This is a genomic window from Mucilaginibacter arboris (assembly GCF_009754915.1).
GTDB classification, from domain to species: domain Bacteria; phylum Bacteroidota; class Bacteroidia; order Sphingobacteriales; family Sphingobacteriaceae; genus Mucilaginibacter_A; species Mucilaginibacter_A arboris.
In genome coordinates this window covers 132,033-151,106 of the sequence record NZ_WPIK01000002.1, presented here as the reverse complement: position 1 = coordinate 151,106, position 19,074 = coordinate 132,033, and the positions used below count along the sequence as shown (strand labels likewise).

Below are 19,074 nucleotides of genomic sequence, written 5' to 3'. Positions count from 1 at the left end.
TTAAAGAATATCGTTTAGGCTGACGCAGAACGAGCAAGTGTTGCTGCAGATGGATATTTGAAAGTATCATTGTCACCAATTATAGCAGGCGTATTAAACGATAATGGAATTGGCAGTCCTCGTCCTAAAATTAATGGGTTGTTTATTTTTAGCATAACGTCTGTCTAGGCTTACTGACAACGGTTGGGTATTGCCGGGGGGGGATTTTCAGCACTACAATTTTATAGAATTACCAATGTTCAATAACATCCGTCAGCATTATACTATTACGTCAACCCCGCTTTTGGCAATACCTTGTTAAGGGCAGGCATTTTTTATGCTGTCAGTGCTTGTATAAATGAACGCATTAAATTTATAGATTCACTAAGTTGTACAAAAGTATATCTTGTATTGTTCTTGTTTTCTGGATGATGAATTTGGTGTCTTATATAGTCAGTCAAAATTATATTTTCCACTACAATAGTTACTCCGTCTCTTCTTAGTTTGTTGTATGGAATAGTAGCTTTTCCATTTCTATAATTTACCATCTCGTTTTCCAATTCAATGTATCCATACAATTCGTTATGGTATTCTTCTGTTACTTCAGAAAAAGCTAAAAAGTTTACTTCATTTAAGGATGGATATGGCAAACTATTCGGTAAAATATTTTCAATTGTTTTTGCTCCGCTATTAGATTTTACAAGTCTAAGATGTTGAAATTCCAATTCTTTTACTAACGCCGCACTATGTGTAGTAATAATTACCTGCGTATTTGCTGTATTTGATAGTTCTAAAAATGCTTTAATAAGTTTTTTCTGATGTTCTGTATGTTGCGATGTTTCAGGCTCTTCAATTGCGTAAATGATACTTGGAATGTTTTCCACTGTTTTTCTTCTTTCAGCTTCTGCCCTAAAAAAGTTCAAAAGTATTAGTCTTTTTACACCGCTTCCTCTTTTGTTGATTGGAATATTTTCGTCACCTGTGATTGAAACACTTTTGAAAACGTCAATCCATTTCAAACTGTCTGTAGCTGGAATAACAGGATTTAAGCTACTTGCAATTTCAGGGTTCATTTCTTGGATTTTCGCTAGTGTTCTTGTTGCGACATCTTGCAACTTACTTTTCACTTCTACTGCAATTTCATTGAATTTTGCTTGTAATGTCGCATCATTTAAAATTTGTTTTACAGCTTCTTTTAAGGGGTCTTGAACTTCATTATCGCCATCACTGTTTTTTCTGTCTGATTGAAACAAAGAATAAAGGGGTAAATATGCTTGTAATTTATCCCAAATGGATTTTGTGTCACCTTTGGTAACATCAATCTCAATTTCGGCTAGTTGAAGGTCTGAATTAAAATGTTGCCAAATTGATGTCCGCATTACTGCATTTATAGTTTGGTTGCTACAAGTAATTACATTATCTTTTATAGTTTTTTGTAGTTCAGTGTTTTTCTTTTGTAATAAGTCTTTACAATTATTACCTGTTGGATGGTTAGCTTTCACAAAAACTTTTTCCTTTCCACCATTTGAATACTTTTTAATTATCTCAAGTTGATTTGTTGAGTTTAAAAGATATTCCGCTAGCAAAGTTGTTTGGTTTGTGCTGTCTATCACAATACTTGTTGGCAATTCTTCGAAGCAGACAGAAATAACTGTTTCGGTTTCTCCTAATGCAAGAGCTTGCTTATTAACATCATCCTTGTCAAGTTTGATTACACCTTTACCGTCATTGAAAAAAATGTCCAATGCCTCCAAAACTGTTGATTTACCAATGTCATTTTTTCCGACAAAAGCAGTTAAGTCGCCAAAGTCAATTTCGACTTCGCCTGTGTAGCTTCTAAAGTTTTTGATTTTTATGGCCTTAATTCTCATATGTCGTTTTTGGTTCGTAGGTTGTGTCTGTATGCTTGCCCATAAGTCTTAAATATACGCAAGTTTTAAAAGCGCAATATAACTATAGTTCAAGTTCTCTATTGCAGAATGTAATCGAACAAAGAGCCTGAATATTTTTTAACCATTGCTTTTGATGTTTTTTACATAATACAAATGATACAAAAATGCACCTTGCGTCTTTTGCATTGAAAATGTAGCGTCAATTCGGCTGCTGCGGTTAATTTTTTTTTTAATGCTGCGCACTCATGTGTTTCTAGCTGAAGGAATTTTCCATATCAAACTGCTCAATTACTCCTTGTATAAATTTATGTGGGTAACAACCGGCTTGATATGCCAGATTAACTTAATTTTTTAAAAGCTTTTAAATTAATTTTAACCAAATTTATTCGATCTTTACTGACAGTAACATTGACAGTGAAAACAAAAAACCCTTATAAATACTTGATTTATAAGGGATTTTAATAATTAGTAGTACACCCATCAGAATCAACGGGGTTAAATATCATAAAGAACAAATCCTAAAGCAGATCACAACCTTGATCTATCTTCCCTGACTGCTATACCAACTGGGTTCAATCTCGTAAAGAACAAAACCCAAAAGCAAAAAATAGAAAAAATAATTTTCTATTTTAAAAATTCTTTACTGATTTTTCCCCTAATTGTCCGATCTTTATTGACAGTAACACTGACAGTAAAAACAAAAAACCCTTATAAATACGTGATTTATAAGGGAGTAGATAAGTTTAAAGTAGCCCGTAGGGGAATCGAACCCCTGTTTCTAGAATGAAAATCTAACGTCCTAACCCCTAGACGAACGGGCCAATTTCCTTTGATTTTGGGAAGGCGAAGATAGAAGTAAAATATCAACTTCAAAAAAAATAAAAAAATATTTTACAGCACAATTTGCTGGAGAAAGCTGTTAAACCATCTGCCCGGTGGCTATACGTTATTTTAATTATACTTTTACAAAAAAATTCGCTTTTTATACATGCTTCTTTTATGGGGATAAAAACAAGTACTCACTTTTTAATAAAACCAATCTTTATTTTGCTGCTGCTCATGCTCAGTTTCCATCCGTTAAAAGCACAATCGGATAGTGCCGCACATCTGAAAGCTGTAGCTGAACCAGACTCGTTCTTATCAAAATTTGAGGCTTTTAAAGCATCAAAAAACATGGCAGGCTTACAAGCTGTTGCCAATCATAACCATTATCCATCGCCCCAAAAAGTTTTATCATGGCAAAAAGAGCTGCAACTGAACGACCGGCAGATGGCTGCCATTAATTTAATAGATAAAGAATTAAAACGAAAAGTTAATGAAATGAATGGTTTTTTAATTACCAATGAAAGGACGATGGATAGTCTTTTCAGGTATAAAAAAGTAAATAACGGCTTGCTCATTTTTTACACCAACCGTTATGGCCTGTACCAGGGAGAACTGCGAAATGCGTTGTTGCAGGCTTGCCTGAAAACAGAAGCCATATTGACCGGACAGCAAATTAAAAAATATGACAGCCTGTTACTGGATTAATACCTGTAATTACAAACCCGATTTTATACCTTTGCAGCCCATTAACTGAACATGAAAATTACATTTGATTTTGAGAAACCTTTAGGAGAACTCCAGCAGCAAATTGAAAAGGTAGAGCAGGTAGCAGAAAAAACGAAGGCAGACATGACGCCGGCGCTCACAGAACTCCATGAAAAGCTTCAGGCAAAACAAGAAGAAATTTACAGTAACTTAAACGGCTGGCAAAATGTTCAAATTTCCCGCCACCCTGAACGCCCTTACACATTACAATATATCGAATCTATGAGTACTGATTTTATTGAAATGCACGGCGACCGAAACATAGGGGACGATAAAGCAATTGTAGGTGGATTTGCCTCGCTTGACGGCCAAACGGTAATGTTTATCGGCCATCAAAAAGGCATCAATACCAAAATGCGCCAGTACCGCAACTTTGGTATGGCCAACCCCGAAGGTTACCGCAAGGCGCTGCGCCTGATGAAAATGGCCGAAAAATTTAACAAACCGATCATTACTTTTATTGATACGCCAGGCGCTTTTCCGGGCTTGGAAGCCGAAGAGCGCGGACAAGGTGAAGCCATTGCCCGTAACTTAATGGAAATGGCTGTTTTAAAGGTGCCGGTAATTTGTGTGATTATTGGAGAAGGCGCTTCGGGCGGTGCTTTAGGTATTGGTATTGGCGACCGTGTTTATATGCTGGAACATACCTGGTATTCGGTTATTTCGCCTGAATCTTGTTCTTCTATTTTATGGAGGACATGGGACAATAAAGAAAAAGCTGCCGAAGTACTGAAACTAACTTCGACAGAAATGTATAAAAACAAACTGATTGATGGCATTATCAAAGAACCGCTTGGCGGCGCGCACCAGGACCCAGATACGATGATCACTACCTTAAAACAGGTATTACTGGATGACCTGGAAAAACTAAAAGCTAAAAATGTTGATGAACTGGTAAGCGAACGGATCAACAAATTCTGTTCAATGGGTGTGGTTATTGATGAGGATGAGCCTAAACCAACATCCGAAGAAAAAAGTTAAACTAAAAAATAGATTTTCACAAAAAAGCCGGTCATTCATATAACCGGCTTTTTTGTTGATGCTTCTTTTACCACCTAAAAATCTTTGTGTCCTTCAAATTCCTGCTTAACAAATTGAACAATTAAATTTATAGTGATAAAAGAAGCATCCCGAAAACAGAATGCTTCTTTTATCGGGTAATTATTGAGGTTGCTGCTGAAACATATTGCCAAACTTTACCTGGTAATCGTTTATTAAAGCGGTCATTTTTTGGTTTAAAACAGGCTCTTTGTTATCTTTTGTAAGCTTGGCCATTTCATTAATTACGGAGATACATAACTGTATGTCCCGGCCAGACATCCTTTTGTTATCATCGTTCATCGAAGCAAAATAGTTCATCTGGTCGGTTACATAACTGGTAATCTGGTCCACTATCTTCTCCCCTAACTTTCTTTCGCCCAACTGGTAAGCCAGATCTGCCATGTAAAACTTACGGATAGCCACATCGGTATATGGGTTCAAATCTGGCATCACCTCCTCATAACGGTGCAGAACTTTTTTAGCCAGGTCAGGATGGCCTTCTTTGTACAGGTTTTCTGCCAGGGTTAAGAACGTCCTCAAAATAACGGGATAAAACATCGTTCTGGATTCATGATCTAAATAAGTAGCATTTTTCATGTTTCCCCATTTAAATTTGTTCATCACATTATTATACATCAGCAAGGTATTGCTTCTTTCTGTTGCGCCGCCTGCACCTGCTGTTGTATCAGGTTTAAAAGGCATTAAACGATAAGCAAAGCCTTCGTTGTACATGTATTTATCCAAGCCCATCATGTTATCGTTTCCAACGGTAATGGCAAAATAAATTGGCCGTTTCCAGTTGTTGTGTGCCAGCATATCCATCATCGCCAGGTTATCTTTGGTTACATAGTTTCCCGGATATTTCCAGTCAATTTCTGGCAAAATCCTGTCTTTTTCTGCTGCCGGAACTGTTCCGCTTTGAATTACAGCATCCGGATTAATTGTCCATTTAAGGTTTTTGGTTGGAAGATAGTTAGCGCTTTGTCCGCTTTCGTATTCTACTTTTGCACGGGCATCATCCGAAGTAATAAAATCAAAAACATCTTTCAATTCTACATTTCCCGGAAGTTTGGAATCGTTATAATAAGTTACATCGCGGATGCCAGCTTCAAATTTTTCATCCGGCATTGTAATAGGCAACGGTGCTGATTCGTTCATTTTTTGTTTCATCTGGCGGATATACCAGTCAGTTCCCAACAAACTCAAATTCACGATGCGCACATCCGGACGGACGTTTTCCACTTCCTGCGCGTACCAAAGCGGATAAGTATCGTTATCGCCATAAGTAAACAAAATAGCATTTGGCGCACAGGAATTAAGATAATTGGAGGCCATGTCGCGCGGTGTGGTTTTGGTAGAACGGTCATGGTCGTCCCACTCCTGGAAAGCCATTAATATTGGTGCAGCCAACAAACAAATTACGGTAGCGCCAATAGAAGCCATTTGCGGATTGGTAAACTTTCGCATTTTTTCGGCGATAAACAAAGTACCGATTCCAATCCAAATGGCAAAAGCATAAAACGAACCGGCATAAGCATAATCACGTTCGCGCGGTTGTAACGGGTCCTGGTTAAGGTAAAGCAAAATGGCAATTCCGGTAAAAAAGAACAGCAAACCAACTACACCGGCATCTTTCTGGTTTCTTTTAAAGTGATAAAAAGCACCGATCAAACCTAAAATAAGCGGCAGGAAAAACAAACGGTTGTAAGATTTGCTGCCAACGATAGATTGCGGCAAACTGCTTTGGTTACCTAACCTTAAAGCATCTATCGGTTTAATCCCGCTAAGCCAGTTGCCATCGCTGGCATTGTTGTTTTGCCCGTCGTCGTCATTCTGGCGGCCCACAAAGTTCCACAATAAATAACGCGTGTACATTTGGTTAACCTGCCAGCTAAAAAAGAAGCCGAGGTTATCAGCAAAAGTGGGGCTTTGGCCTTCGCCAATATGCATCCAGTCTTTATAAAACCCTACATGGTCTGCACGGTCGCTAAACATACGCGGAAAAATAGTATTCCGGTCATAAACCAATATTTGTTTCTTACCGGATACTTCATATTTTTCTTTCCCTTTACGGTAAAACGTTGCACCCTCCTTTTGGTCAACTGCTTTTGAATCATAATACTGGCCATAAAGTAAAGGCGTATCGCCGTACTGGTCGCGGTTTAGGTAACTCAATAAAGTGAAAGCATTGTCCGGATCACTATTATTTAAATTAGTATTTGCTTTTGCCCGGATAACCAGCATTGCAAAAGAACTGTACCCAAACAAAATGAACACAGTACAAACCAGTATCATGTTAAGCGAAGCCCTTTTTTCACGTATGTGTACTACATATTCTAAAAAGGCAACTATCGCAATGCCTATCATCCCACCAACAATCCCACCGCTAACAGCAAGCACTAAAACAAAAGCGATGGCAGCAACCAGGATGGTGGATTTTACAGGTTTGATAGTATAGAGGATACCGGCCGTCATGGTAATAACGATCAGGATAAAAAATACAGTAGCGCCGCTCCAGAAACCAAAATTGAAAGTATTTACAAAAAGCAGGTCAGCATAGGCAGCACCTTTAACAACATACTGGATTATTCCCCATAAAACCGCAGCTACAATAATTACGCCTACAATAAGCGCTGTAATGGTACCTTTTGCAGTTGCTTTTGGTGTTCTGCGGAAGTAATAAACGCAGGCAATAGCCGGAATAGCCAGCAAGTTTAACAAGTGGATACCGATGGACAAACCCATTACATAAGCAATAAAAATGATCCATTTATCGGCCCCGGGCTCATCGGCATGGGCATCCCATTTCATAATTGCCCAGAAAACAATAGCAGTACATAAAGAAGATTGTGCGTAAACTTCAGATTCTACCGCCGAAAACCAGAATGTATCCGACCATGCATAAGCCAAAGATCCAACCAAACCAGCGCCAATAATGAGGATGGTTTTAGTAAGATCGAGTTCTGATGCTGTTTTTACCACTACTTTTTTAGCAAGGGCAGTAATCGTCCAGAACAAAAACATAATTGTGGCCGCGCTGGCCAGGCCAGAACTCATGTTGATCAGGTAAGCCACATGCGCCCTATCCGCCGCCAGCAGTGAAAAAACTTTGCCAATCATGGTAAACAACGGTGCACCAGGTTGATGTGCTACCTGCAAACGATAAGCGCAGGCAATAAACTCGCCGCAATCCCAAAAACTGGCAAAAGGCTCTAACGTTAAAATATACGTAATGGCTGCAATAACAAAGGCCAGCCAGCCAAACAAATTATTAATTTTATTATACTTCATCGGGTAAAATTTCAAGCATATTTATGTGGTGCCGAAATTAACAAACTATAATGAAGTTTTAGGCAGTATAAAACTTACTTTAACAGGTTTTAACAATTAAAAGCATCATGCTTCTTTTAACAGGATAAAAAATTGAAAAAATACATTTGAATTTTAATTTATCATCCTATATTTGCATTCCTTTTCAGAACGTATTTATACCAAATGAAGAGAAGATTGCCCGATAGTATAAAGGTAGTACGACGGTTTTTGGTACCGTTTGTCTAGGTTCGAATCCTGGTCGGGCAACTTAAAAAGCAGATACGCTTAAATAACAGCTGTCTGCTTTTTACTTTAAAGGCTGTTAACACTTTACTCACCATGCCGATACAGTTCAATCCCATCAAATTATTTTCAGGTTCAGCTACACTGGAACTTTCCCGGAAAATTGCAGAATGTTATGGAAAAGAACTGGGGGAAGTAATTTTATCACGCTTTAGTGATGGCGAGTTCCAACCTTATTTTAATGAATCTGTTCGCGGTTCGGATGTTTTTATCATCCAGTCCACCAATCCGCCTACAGATAATTTAATGGAACTGCTAATGATGATTGATGCTGCGCGCCGCGCTTCTGCACATTATGTTACCGCGGTAATTCCTTATTTCGGACTGGCGCGCCAGGACCGGAAAGATAAACCACGCGTTGCCATCGGTGCGAAACTGGTTGCTAATTTACTTACCGCCGCTGGTATTAGCCGGATCATGACGATGGATTTGCATGCGGCACAAATACAAGGCTTTTTTGATATTCCGGTAGATCATCTCGACGCTTCCGTTATTTTCGTCCCTTATATCAAAAGCTTAAATTTACCTAACCTAACCATTGCTTCGCCGGATATGGGCGGTTCTTACCGGGCACGTGCTTTTGCCAAATATTTTAATGCAGAAGTAGTTATCTGCGATAAACAACGCAAACGTGCCAACGAAATTGAATCCATGACCATTATTGGTGATGTAACCGATCAGGATATAGTCCTAATTGATGATATGTGCGATACCGCTCGTACTTTAGCCAAAGCAGCAGGGTTAATTATGGACCGTGGCGCACGGAGCGTAAGAGCGGTTTGTACGCACCCTATTTTATCTGGTGATGCTTATAACACAATTGAAAACTCCGCTTTAAGTGAACTGATTGTTACCGATACCATTCCATTGAAACAACAAAGCAGCAAAATACAGATACTTTCGGCTGCTAAATTATTTGCCAGCGCTATTGCTAACGTAAACGAACATGGTTCAATCAGCAAGCTTTTTAACGTAGATTGAGAATGGCGAATAGATTATGGTTAATAGATGATAGTAGAAGAATAGTACGTTTGAAAGGGCTATGATCCATGAACTATCAACAATGAACAAACAATAAATACAAATAATAAATAAACAACAACAAAAATGAAATCAATTGCTATTAGCGGTTCTCCAAGAGAGAACGTAGGGAAAAGAGACGCTAAAGAGCTGCGTTACGAAGGCAAAGTGCCTGCAGTTCTTTACGGTGGGGATACCCAAACCCACTTTGCTGTGTCTGCAGCTGATTTGAAACCGGTAATTTACACACCCGAGGTTCATTTCATCGATTTAGAAATTGCAGGTGTAAAAAACCAGGCGATCATTCAGGATACGCAGTTTCATCCGGTAACCGACCAGTTACTGCATATCGACTTTTTATTGCTAAACGACAGCAAACCGATCACGATGGAAATACCGGTAAGATTAACCGGAACTTCTCCGGGTGTAAAAACAGGCGGTAAATTAGTACAAAAACTGCGTAAATTACGTGTAAAAGGTTTGCCAAAAGATCATTTAGATACTGTAGATGTAAGTATTGATGCACTGGAAGTTGGTAAATCTGTTAAAGTGAGCGAAATTAAACTGCCTAACTTAACTATCACCAATTCTTCGGAAGATACCATTGTTTCTGTAACTACGTCACGTGCATTACGTCAGGCAGAGCAGGAAGCAACTTCAGGTAAAAAATAAGCAATCAGCTTCTTTTATCGAACAAAAGCCTTCAGCATAAAAATTGAAGGCTTTTTTTATGCCAGTAAAAACAGTATTACCTTTGGCGGGATGAAATACTTAATTGTTGGCCTCGGAAACATCGGGCCTGAATATACAGATACGCGCCATAACATCGGTTTTATGGTTTTAGATGAACTGGTCAAACAGGAATCAGCAAAATTTTACAATATGAAGTTGGCATATTATACTGAAGTAAGTTACAAAGCACGCACGCTTCATTTGATAAAGCCAACAACCTATATGAATTTAAGCGGAAAAGCCTTGAATCATTGGATAAAAGAATTGAAAATTCCGGTAGAAAATGTGCTGGTTATTGTAGACGACCTGGCTTTACCTTTAGGAACTTTACGTTTGAAACCTAAAGGTAGTGCAGCCGGGCACAATGGTTTAAAACATATTGAACTGACTTTAGGCAGCAATGAATACGCGCGTTTACGCTTTGGCATCGGCGATAACTTTCCTAAAGGCCGGCAAATAGATTACGTTTTAAGCGGATTTGATAAAGAAGAACAATTAGAGTTGCCAGCTTTAATTGACCGTTCTATCGAAATGATTAAAAGTTTTGCAATGGTTGGAACGGAATTGACAATGACAAGGTTTAACAAGTAAGTTATCAAAATGGCAAGCGAAACTTACCATCAAAACAAAACCTTTTCAGCCATAAATTATGCTGAGAAAGAGTTGTCAGGTCGCGAATTTGACCAATGCACTTTTCAAAACGTAGATTTCAGTAATTGCAATATTCAGAATTGTATCTTTTCGGATTGCGTTTTGGAAGATTGCAATTTAAGTTTGGCAAAGTTTAAAAATACCGGTTTAAGCAGCGTAAAGTTTAAAAATTGCAAGTTGTTGGGGGTTGATTTTAATCCTGTCCGCGACTTTTCTTTTTCGGTTTCTTTTGATAATTGTATCCTCGATTATGCTTCTTTTATCAGGAAAAAATTAAGGAATACTATTTTTAAAAAATGCCGGTTGCAGGAAGCCAGTTTTATGGAAAGTGATTTAACCGGATCTGTGTTTGCCGATTGTGATTTAACCAGGACTACTTTTAACAACACCATTTTAAATGAGGCTGATTTTACTTCTGCCTATAATTTTTCCATCGACCCGGAAAAGAACAAAATGAAAAAGGCGAAGTTTTCGGTTGCGGGTTTGCCGGGATTAATAGAAAAATACAATCTGGTTATTGTGGATTAGTGAAAGCTTACTAAATTAAAGATTTCTTAATAATTTTTAAGCTATTACTATTCCTTCAAGGTAAAAAAGAAGAAATCCTGGAAATTTTAACCCGAGGGGTGGGCCGGAAGTTTAAAATGCCTGATAAATGGCTTTTTTTATCATGGAAAAAAGCCATTTGATAACTTACGCGATTATGCCTGTTGATATTAATCGTTCTCCTAATTGCACTTATTTATTCGGTTTTTTCAAAAAACTGGCATAGTTTTAAGGGAAACGCCGGGACTGACGAAAAGACTAACGCTGATCCTCACTTCAATTTATTTAAACCTACTTTAAATTTCAAAGCAGGATTTAATCCATGTAAAATCCTTATTTGCATTTCCCAATAGCATTTCAATCTAATTCTCCGTCAGTTTCTTTTCAGAAACTTATCCATATGTTCTCCTACATTTTAAATGTAATGGCACTTGTAATATAATTTGAGCCGAAATCAAGCTTAGAAAGGTCCTTTCTTAAAGTGTGAAGTTTCTTTGAATAATCCAATATGATCAGTTTATACTCCCCTATCAACAACTTTTAAAAATATTATTTAAAATTTGCTAAAACAATTTAGTTTTTATAGGTTTGGATTACCAATTAAAAAATATAAATCATGATGTGCATAACTTACCTTGCCAGTGGCTGCGTATGCCACAAAACCATTAATTTTTATAATAGCCATTTGAGTCGGTTTAACTGCCTCTTTAACAGCAACTAAGCGAAATATAAGAAAGAAGGAATTCTTATATTTTACATTTTAGCTATTATATTCCCTTAAATTACCTTTTATAATAAAACTGACTCACATGATAGATTTTACATTATCAGCAAAATGGAAAGCATCATCTCTATGCTTCTTTTTTATATTGTTTTACAGCATTCAAAGCAATGCACAGAGCAGAACAGTTACCGGTAAAATAGTTGACAGTAAAAGCAATGAAACGCTTATTGGGGCTACCGTACAAATTAAAGGCTCGACAACCGGTACAGCCACTGATATCAATGGGGGCTTCACCATCAAAGCGGACCAAGGCGACGTCCTGGAAATTAAAAGCATCGGTTATACAACTGTAACCGTACCTGCAGATTTTAACAACCCCATGTTGATCAGGCTAAATCCAACAAATACTGCCCTAAACGAAGTATTGGTTGTGGGTTATGCAACGCAGAGAAAGGCAGACCTAACAGGAGCAGTTTCCAGTATCAGAAGCAGCGACATTGCAGATTTACCTGTTGGAGGCGCTGACCAGATCCTGCAAGGAAAAGCAGCAGGTGTAGCAGTAACACAAAATACCGGCGCGCCGGGAGATGGTATTAATGTACTCATCAGAGGTGTTGGAACGATCAATAACAACAACCCGCTCTATGTGATTGATGGTATCCCAACTCAAAATGGCATCAACGAAATATCACCAAATGACATTGAAAGTATCAGTGTACTAAAAGATGCTTCGTCTGCTGCCATTTACGGCGCAAGGGCGGCAAACGGGGTAGTGATTGTTACAACAAAAAGAGGTAAAAAAGGGCCGCCAAAAGTAAGCCTGAATGCTTATTCAGGCGTACAAACACCGCAACATCTCATCAAAATGGCTAATACAAGTGAGTACGTAAGTGCTTTTAACACTGCCGCTGCTGCAGATGGGCGTGCGCAAATACCAGCAAGCTTAATTAGCACCCTGCCAGATGTTAACTGGCAAAAAGAGGTATTAAGGCCCTCTCCTATCAGCAACGTACAACTTGGTATCAGCGGAGGAAGCGAAAATACCACTTATATTGTTTCTTCAAATTACTTTGCGCAGGACGGACTGATACAAAACTCCTCTTACGACAGGCTGAACCTGCGTACTGCCATTAACAGTAATATTTCCAAAGTTTTTACGGTAGGCACAAACCTTAATTTAAGTTATGCAAAAAATCGCCAGGTTGGTACTTCCGGCGATGGGTACGGGGCCGGAAACCCCGGCGCAAGCGTGGTACGTTATGCTTTGTTCAGAACTCCGGCCACACCAGTATTTAATCAAAACGGGCAATATGTTGATATCCCCGATCATCCTGAATTTTTTGGCGACGGATTGAACCCTGTTGGTTTTGCCGACAACTACAACCGCAACTTTAACAATTACTCGGTATTAGGGAATGTATTTTTAGAAATTAACCCTGTTAAAAATTTAAAAATAAGAAGTGATTTTGGCACTAATTTCCTGATCTCGGATTATAAGCAATTTTTTGCTACCTGGGGGATCGACAGGTTTTTAAACTCGCCGAACAGCCTGGCACAATCTAATACCACTCAATTTGATTACAACTGGACCAATACTGCAACCTATAATTTAACAGTTGCAGAAAAACATGTATTTAATTTTTTAATAGGCAGCGAATTAATAAAAAGCAATACACAGGCTTTTAGTGCCTCAAGAACTGTTTACTCTGATCAAAGTTCAACTTTTCAATATTTAGATAACGGCCTGGGTATCCAGCAAAACGGCGGCAATCAAACCCATTGGGCTTTATTTTCTTTGTTTGGCCGTGTAAATTACGCTTATAACGATAAATATCTGGCTACCTTCAATTTCAGGCGCGATGGTTCATCACGCTTAGACCCCAGCAACCAATACGGTAATTTTTATGGCGGTTCTTTGGGCTGGCGTATCGACCAGGAAGAATTTATGAAAGATATTAAGCCCATATCCTTATTAAAACTGAGGGCAGGTATCGGGCAATTAGGCAACCAGGAAATCGGTAATTACAGTTATGCCACGTTAATTTCGAGCGCAGGTTATTATCCTTTTAACGGAACAGGAAACCAAGGCAATGCCATCAATACTTTAGGCAATCCAAATGTAAGATGGGAAACCAGCACGCAAACGGATATTGGTTTAGATTTAGGTTTGTTTAACAGCGCTTTACAAATTTCTGCTGATTACTTTATAAAAAACACCTCTGGTATGCTATTGCAACCGGCCAAGCCAACCAGTGCGGGCAGCGCTGCCAGTGCTTTTGTTAACGCCGGCTCGATGCGTAACCAGGGTTTTGAGTTTGAAGTAAACTATCGCAACGGCATCGGCAAAAAAGTAAAATACAGTGTTATTGGCAACTTGTCTGTTATTAATAACAAGGTTACTTCTTTGGCCGGCGGTTCTCCTTTAGTTGGCGGCCGTATAGATAACAATTATTATGCAACCCAAACGGCAGTAGGGCAGCCTGTTGGTTCATTCTACTTACTTCAGCAGGAAGGGATCTTTCAGAATGCACAGCAAGTTTTTACTCATGCCTATCAAGGCCCGGGAATACAACCGGGAGATGTGATGTTTAAAGACATCAGCGGCCCCAACGGAAAACCTGATGGGATTATTGATGAATATGACCGCACTTACGTAGGCAGCCCGATCCCAAAACTTACTTATGGTTTAACCGGAAACCTTTCTTATGCCGGGTTTGATGTAAGCTTATTCTTTCAGGGCGTTTATGGCAACAAATTATATAACCAGATCAATACCGATATTGAAGGCTTTTATCGCTCCTTTAACATTACAGAAAGGGCTGCAACGGAAAGCTGGACAGGTGAAGGAAGCACTAATGAATTTCCACGCTTATCCTGGAACGGCGCTACCAATAATAAACGCCCTTCCACCAGGTTTTTAGAAGATGGTTCTTACTTACGGCTTAAAAATATTCAGTTAGGTTATACCATTGGCGACAAGCTGGTAAAAAGATTGAAAATAACGTCAGTCAGGGTTTTTGTAAGTGCGCAAAATGTATTCACCGTAACAAAATATACCGGCATCGATCCCGAAATCTACACAAACAGCAATTCCAGCGGCGACGGAGTAAGGGCCGTAGGCATTGATTGGGGAACATATCCTTCTGCCCGCACATTTACAGCAGGTGTTAGCGCTAATTTTTAATCTCAAAACTTAAGAAAATGATAAACAGACATATAATTACAGCGATAGCAGGAAGTTTGCTATTTGTTGCTGCTGGCTGCAAAAAATCACTGGACCAACCCGTGCTAGGCACTTATCAGGCCGGTAATTATTTTACCTCGGTAGCCAATGCAAATGCAGCCGTAAACGCAGCTTATGTTCCTCTAACTTTTACCGATGCTTTTGCTAATGAAATTTGGGTTCTGGGCGATGTTGCTTCTGATGATGCCGTGAAGGGCGGTTTGCCGGGGGACCAGGCAGATATTGACAATATAGATAAATTTAATATCCTCACCAGTAATTCTGCTGTAGAAGCAGTTTGGGGACGATATTATGATGGCGTTTCGAAAGCTAACTTCGTATTAAGCGGTTTAACACCTGCAAACACTGCAATACCGGATGCAACAAAAGCAACCCTAAACGGCCAGGCTAAGTTTTTAAGAGCCTATTATTACTTTATGCTTACTAACAGTTATGGTGATATTCCATTACGTTTAACCGTTGCTACAGCTGATAACCTGCAGGCGCCCGCAGTTCCACAGGCGCAAATATATGCTCAAATAGAAAAAGATTGTACGGATGCTGCCGCTGCCTTACCGTTAAGCTGGACCGGCGCAGATTTAGGCCGTGCCACCAAAGGGGCCGCATTAACGTTATTAGCAAAAACTTATCTTTTTGAGGGCAAATATGCCATGGCAGCCCAAACCGCGCAGCAGGTTGAAGCATTAGGTATCTATAATCTCACAGCTAAGTTCACCGACAATTTTACCGCAAGCACAAAGAACAATACAGAAGCTATTTTCTCGATATGGCATACGGCAGGTTTAAGTCCAAAACAAGGAAATGCACTTAACCAGGCTTTCGCGCCAAGAGGCCCGTTAAATGGTTATGGCTTCTTCCAACCAACGCAAAGCCTGGTAGATAACTTCGAAAAAAACCCGGCTGGAGTAGTAGATCCCAGGTTAGATTATACCGTTGGCCGTGCAGGTCATCCTTATTTTGACAGTCCGTTTGATCCAAGCTGGACAGCTACCGGTTATGTAACCAAGAAACAAATACAACCGCTGTCGGAAATTCCGGCAGCAACCAAAGGGGACGGAAATTTGAATGTGGAGGCACTTCGTTTTGCTGATCTTTTGCTGATTGAAGCCGAAGCTTTAAATGAAGCCGGCAATAGTGCAGCAGCGCTGGCCCCACTAAACAAAATAAGGAAACGTGCGCGGGAAAGTTACCTGTACGACAATACCTTAACTGGGTTTGGTACTGTACCAGCAGGTTTACTGCCGGATATTACCACCACTAGCCAGGCACAGCTTCGTGATATCATCCGCCGGGAAAGAAGGTCTGAGTTAGCTTTAGAATTCGGCCGTTTCTTTGATATTATACGTTACGGAAGCACTTATGCCATGGCAGCGTTAAGAGATCAGCCAAACTTCAACTTTACCACCAACAAGTTTTTCCCGATCCCACAAAGCGAGCGCTCAACCAATAAATTATTAGGCAAATAATTAAAATATTAAAGCCATGAAGATCAATAACAAATACGTAGTTCCTGCATTGTTGGCATTCTTACTTTCATGCAGTTTTTTTGCCTGTAAAAAGAGCACCAGCCAGGTGACTTTTAACGCTGATAAAAAAAATATCACCACAGCCATTGACTCTGCTACCAATTTTTACAGCAATTCTGTTGAGGGCAAAAGGGCCGGAAACTATTCCGTCGGGTCCCGTGCAGACCTTAAAACAGCTATAGATCTGGCTACCGCCGTAAAAGCTTCCACGCAATACAGCCAGCAGGAAGTGGATAATGCTACGGCTAACCTCAGGCGTGCAATAATTACTTTTCAATCCAGGCTGATCCAGGATGTTTCTGCCGATAACTTAATTGCCCAATGGAAATTTACCGGCAACGCCAATGATGCTTCCGGCCATGGCCATAACGGAACTTTAATGACCGGTTATATTAATAGCGGGGCTTCGCCTGTTGATGGCAACACACTTCCCCAACTGATCCCGGACCGGTTTAATCAGGCCAACAGCGCTTATGATTTTCAAAATGGCGCCAATATTGAAGTGCCTTACACAACCGATCTAAACCCTAAGGAACTTACCATTACTTTATGGGTAAAACGCCATGAAACGAACCCTGATAATTACATGTTCTCTTTAAACACTTATAACGGGTTTAAATTCCAGCTACAAGGCAACAACTTTTTGTTCTTAACCATACATGCGGATGATGGCTATCATGATGTGGATAGTAACCCGGGAGTTGTTCCTGCAGATGTATGGACCTATATCGCTGTATCTTATACCAACGGAACCATGAAATTTTACATCAATGATAAATTAGTAAAAACTGCTGCCGTAACCGGTACACCTATTACACTTCCAACCCCTGTAAATTTGGTTATTGGCCAAAGTTTGCCAAAAAGCCAGATGGGCACGTCTTATTTTAAAGGCTCTATGGATGATATCCGTTTTTACAGCAGGGCTTTAACAGACGCAGAAGTACTTTCTATTTACACAACCGAACAGCCTTAGGCCTGTTTAAATTATAGCCGGTCCTAAAATATTCTCAGGACCGGCACTGATGCTTCTTTTACCACTATAAAATTTGCCTTTGCTGCCGGTTACAAAAGCAAATGGCCTTGCCGATTTTTAGGTGATAAAAGAAGCATCTCAAACATTCCGAATAAATTAAACGGGCCCTTATTTTAAGTAATTTAAATGAAAAGTTATACCATTCTTATTTCAATAGTAGCAGCTTTAGGAGGCCTTTTGTTTGGTTTTGATACTGCTGTAATTGCAGGGACCTTAACCTCGCTAAAGCATGTTTTTGACTTAAACGATGCCCAGTTAGGACTGGTAGTAGCTGCTGCCTCCATCGGTTGTATCCCTGGCGCCTTATTTGCCGGGCAGCTGGCTGATATTTTCGGCCGCAAAAAGTTAATGATCGTAACAGCCTTACTGTATATTATTGCTGCTTTAGGAAGCGGTATCGCCGCAAGTTATACACAACTGGTGTGTTATCGTTTAATTGGCGGCGTTGCTATTGGCATGGCATCAACCCTGGCACCTATTTATATATCAGAAGTGGCCCCGCCAGCGTACCGGGGCCGTTTAGGCATGCTGCAGCAGCTGGCCATCGTTACCGGTATTCTTTTATCTTTCATCTCCAATTACGCCATAGACAGTGGTTCACTCTCTTTTATAGGGCCTGCAGATTACTGGCGTTATATGCTGGCAGCAGCCGTAGTGCCTTCCTTCGTTTTTTTTATCTTATTGCTGTTCGTTCCGGAAAGCCCGCGTTGGTTAATTACTAAAAACAGGGATTCGGAATCAGAAAAGATCTTCAGCAAAATCTATGACAGAGAGCAGGCTGTTATGCAAGTGGAAACCGTTAAAAACGATATTAAAGCAGAATCTGCCCCGCGTTTAAGCGATGTGTTTACCCCGCGTTTTAAAAGAGTGGTTATTATAGGACTTGTATTTGCATCTGTTGCCCAATTTACAGGCATCAATATTATTTTTTATTATGCCCCGCTTATATTTGAAAAGACCCGGGTAGGCGGAAGCGTGCTGTTTCAAACGGTTTTAACAGGCGTAGTAAACCTCATCTTTACAATCGTGGCTTTTCCGTTAATTGACAGGGTTGGCCGCAAAAAACTGTTGCTTACGGGCTCTTGGGTGATGGGTTTGTGCATGTTTACTTTAGCTGGTTTGTTCTATTTAAATAAGATCGACAACTACCTGGTGTTAGCAAGCATATTTATCTACATAGGAGGATTTGCCTGCAGTTGGGGCGTGGTACTTTGGGTATATGTAGCAGAAATATTTCCTAATAAAATAAGGGGTACGGCAACCTCTATTGCGGTATTTGGCAACTGGGTGGCCAACTCTATTGTCTCGCTCACTTTTCCTGTTATGCTGGAGGGTTTGGGCCCGGCTTTAACATTTCTTACCTACGGCCTGATCAACTTTGGCATGATCCTTTTTGTGAGCCGCTATGTTTTTGAAACCAAGGGCGTACCGCTTGAAAAAATTGAACAGTTATACACCAGTCGTTAAACACTCTAACCAAA

The 19,074-nt window shown here is 39.8% G+C and carries 12 protein-coding genes and 2 tRNA genes; 11 read left to right on the top strand and 3 right to left on the bottom strand.

Annotation, left to right across the window (positions count from 1 at the left end; genetic code table 11):
• Positions 1–314: 314 nt before the first annotated feature.
• Together GO621_RS02605 and GO621_RS02600 are read right to left on the bottom strand one after the other, a co-directional pair.
• Positions 315–1,850: an ATP-binding protein gene (locus tag GO621_RS02605; protein ID WP_157563917.1), complete on the bottom strand. Its 1,536-nt coding sequence runs from the start codon at positions 1,848–1,850 to the stop codon at positions 315–317.
• A gap of 770 nt (positions 1,851–2,620) precedes the next feature.
• Positions 2,621–2,692 (bottom strand) — tRNA-Glu (locus GO621_RS02600).
• Between the two features lie 238 nt (positions 2,693–2,930).
• Between GO621_RS02600 and GO621_RS02595 the strand changes: the two genes are divergently transcribed.
• The gene (locus tag GO621_RS02595; RefSeq protein WP_157563915.1) at positions 2,931–3,401 is read left to right on the top strand and encodes a hypothetical protein; all 471 of its coding nucleotides are present in this window, start codon (positions 2,931–2,933) and stop codon (positions 3,399–3,401) included.
• Between the two features lie 51 nt (positions 3,402–3,452).
• The gene (locus tag GO621_RS02590; protein ID WP_157563913.1) at positions 3,453–4,442 is read left to right on the top strand and encodes an acetyl-CoA carboxylase carboxyltransferase subunit alpha; all 990 of its coding nucleotides are present in this window, start codon (positions 3,453–3,455) and stop codon (positions 4,440–4,442) included.
• A 180-nt stretch (positions 4,443–4,622) separates the two neighbouring features.
• On the opposite strand, the gene GO621_RS02585 is transcribed toward GO621_RS02590, so the two are convergent.
• Positions 4,623–7,793, bottom strand: coding sequence for a glycosyltransferase family 117 protein (locus GO621_RS02585; RefSeq protein ID WP_157563912.1), 3,171 nt, complete (start codon positions 7,791–7,793; stop codon positions 4,623–4,625).
• Between the two features lie 217 nt (positions 7,794–8,010).
• On the opposite strand from GO621_RS02585, the gene GO621_RS02580 reads away from it, so the two are divergent.
• The 9 genes from GO621_RS02580 to GO621_RS02540 all read left to right on the top strand — a co-directional run bounded on the left by GO621_RS02580 (position 8,011) and on the right by GO621_RS02540 (position 19,060).
• Positions 8,011–8,081: transfer RNA gene (locus tag GO621_RS02580), tRNA-Gln, on the top strand.
• A 72-nt stretch (positions 8,082–8,153) separates the two neighbouring features.
• Positions 8,154–9,098: a ribose-phosphate pyrophosphokinase gene (locus GO621_RS02575; protein WP_157563911.1), complete on the top strand. Its 945-nt coding sequence runs from the start codon at positions 8,154–8,156 to the stop codon at positions 9,096–9,098.
• Positions 9,099–9,224: 126 nt separating this feature from the next.
• On the top strand, positions 9,225–9,809 hold the full coding sequence (locus GO621_RS02570; RefSeq protein ID WP_157563909.1) for a 50S ribosomal protein L25/general stress protein Ctc: 585 nt from the start codon (positions 9,225–9,227) through the stop codon (positions 9,807–9,809).
• Between the two features lie 90 nt (positions 9,810–9,899).
• On the top strand, positions 9,900–10,460 hold the full coding sequence (gene pth, locus GO621_RS02565; protein ID WP_157563907.1) for an aminoacyl-tRNA hydrolase: 561 nt from the start codon (positions 9,900–9,902) through the stop codon (positions 10,458–10,460).
• A gap of 9 nt (positions 10,461–10,469) precedes the next feature.
• On the top strand, positions 10,470–11,048 hold the full coding sequence (locus GO621_RS02560) for a pentapeptide repeat-containing protein (RefSeq protein ID WP_157563905.1): 579 nt from the start codon (positions 10,470–10,472) through the stop codon (positions 11,046–11,048).
• 827 nt (positions 11,049–11,875) lie between these two features.
• Positions 11,876–14,974, top strand: a complete 3,099-nt coding sequence (locus tag GO621_RS02555; RefSeq protein WP_157563904.1) for a SusC/RagA family TonB-linked outer membrane protein — start codon at positions 11,876–11,878, stop codon at positions 14,972–14,974.
• A 17-nt stretch (positions 14,975–14,991) separates the two neighbouring features.
• Positions 14,992–16,500 carry a RagB/SusD family nutrient uptake outer membrane protein gene (locus GO621_RS02550; protein WP_157563902.1) on the top strand — a complete coding sequence of 503 codons (1,509 nt, stop codon included), beginning with the start codon at positions 14,992–14,994 and terminating at the stop codon, positions 16,498–16,500.
• Between the two features lie 16 nt (positions 16,501–16,516).
• A complete protein-coding gene (locus GO621_RS02545; protein ID WP_157563900.1) occupies positions 16,517–17,533 on the top strand; it encodes a LamG-like jellyroll fold domain-containing protein in 1,017 nt (338 codons plus the stop codon).
• Between the two features lie 186 nt (positions 17,534–17,719).
• On the top strand, positions 17,720–19,060 hold the full coding sequence (locus tag GO621_RS02540) for a sugar porter family MFS transporter (protein WP_157563899.1): 1,341 nt from the start codon (positions 17,720–17,722) through the stop codon (positions 19,058–19,060).
• Positions 19,061–19,074: the final 14 nt, after the last annotated feature.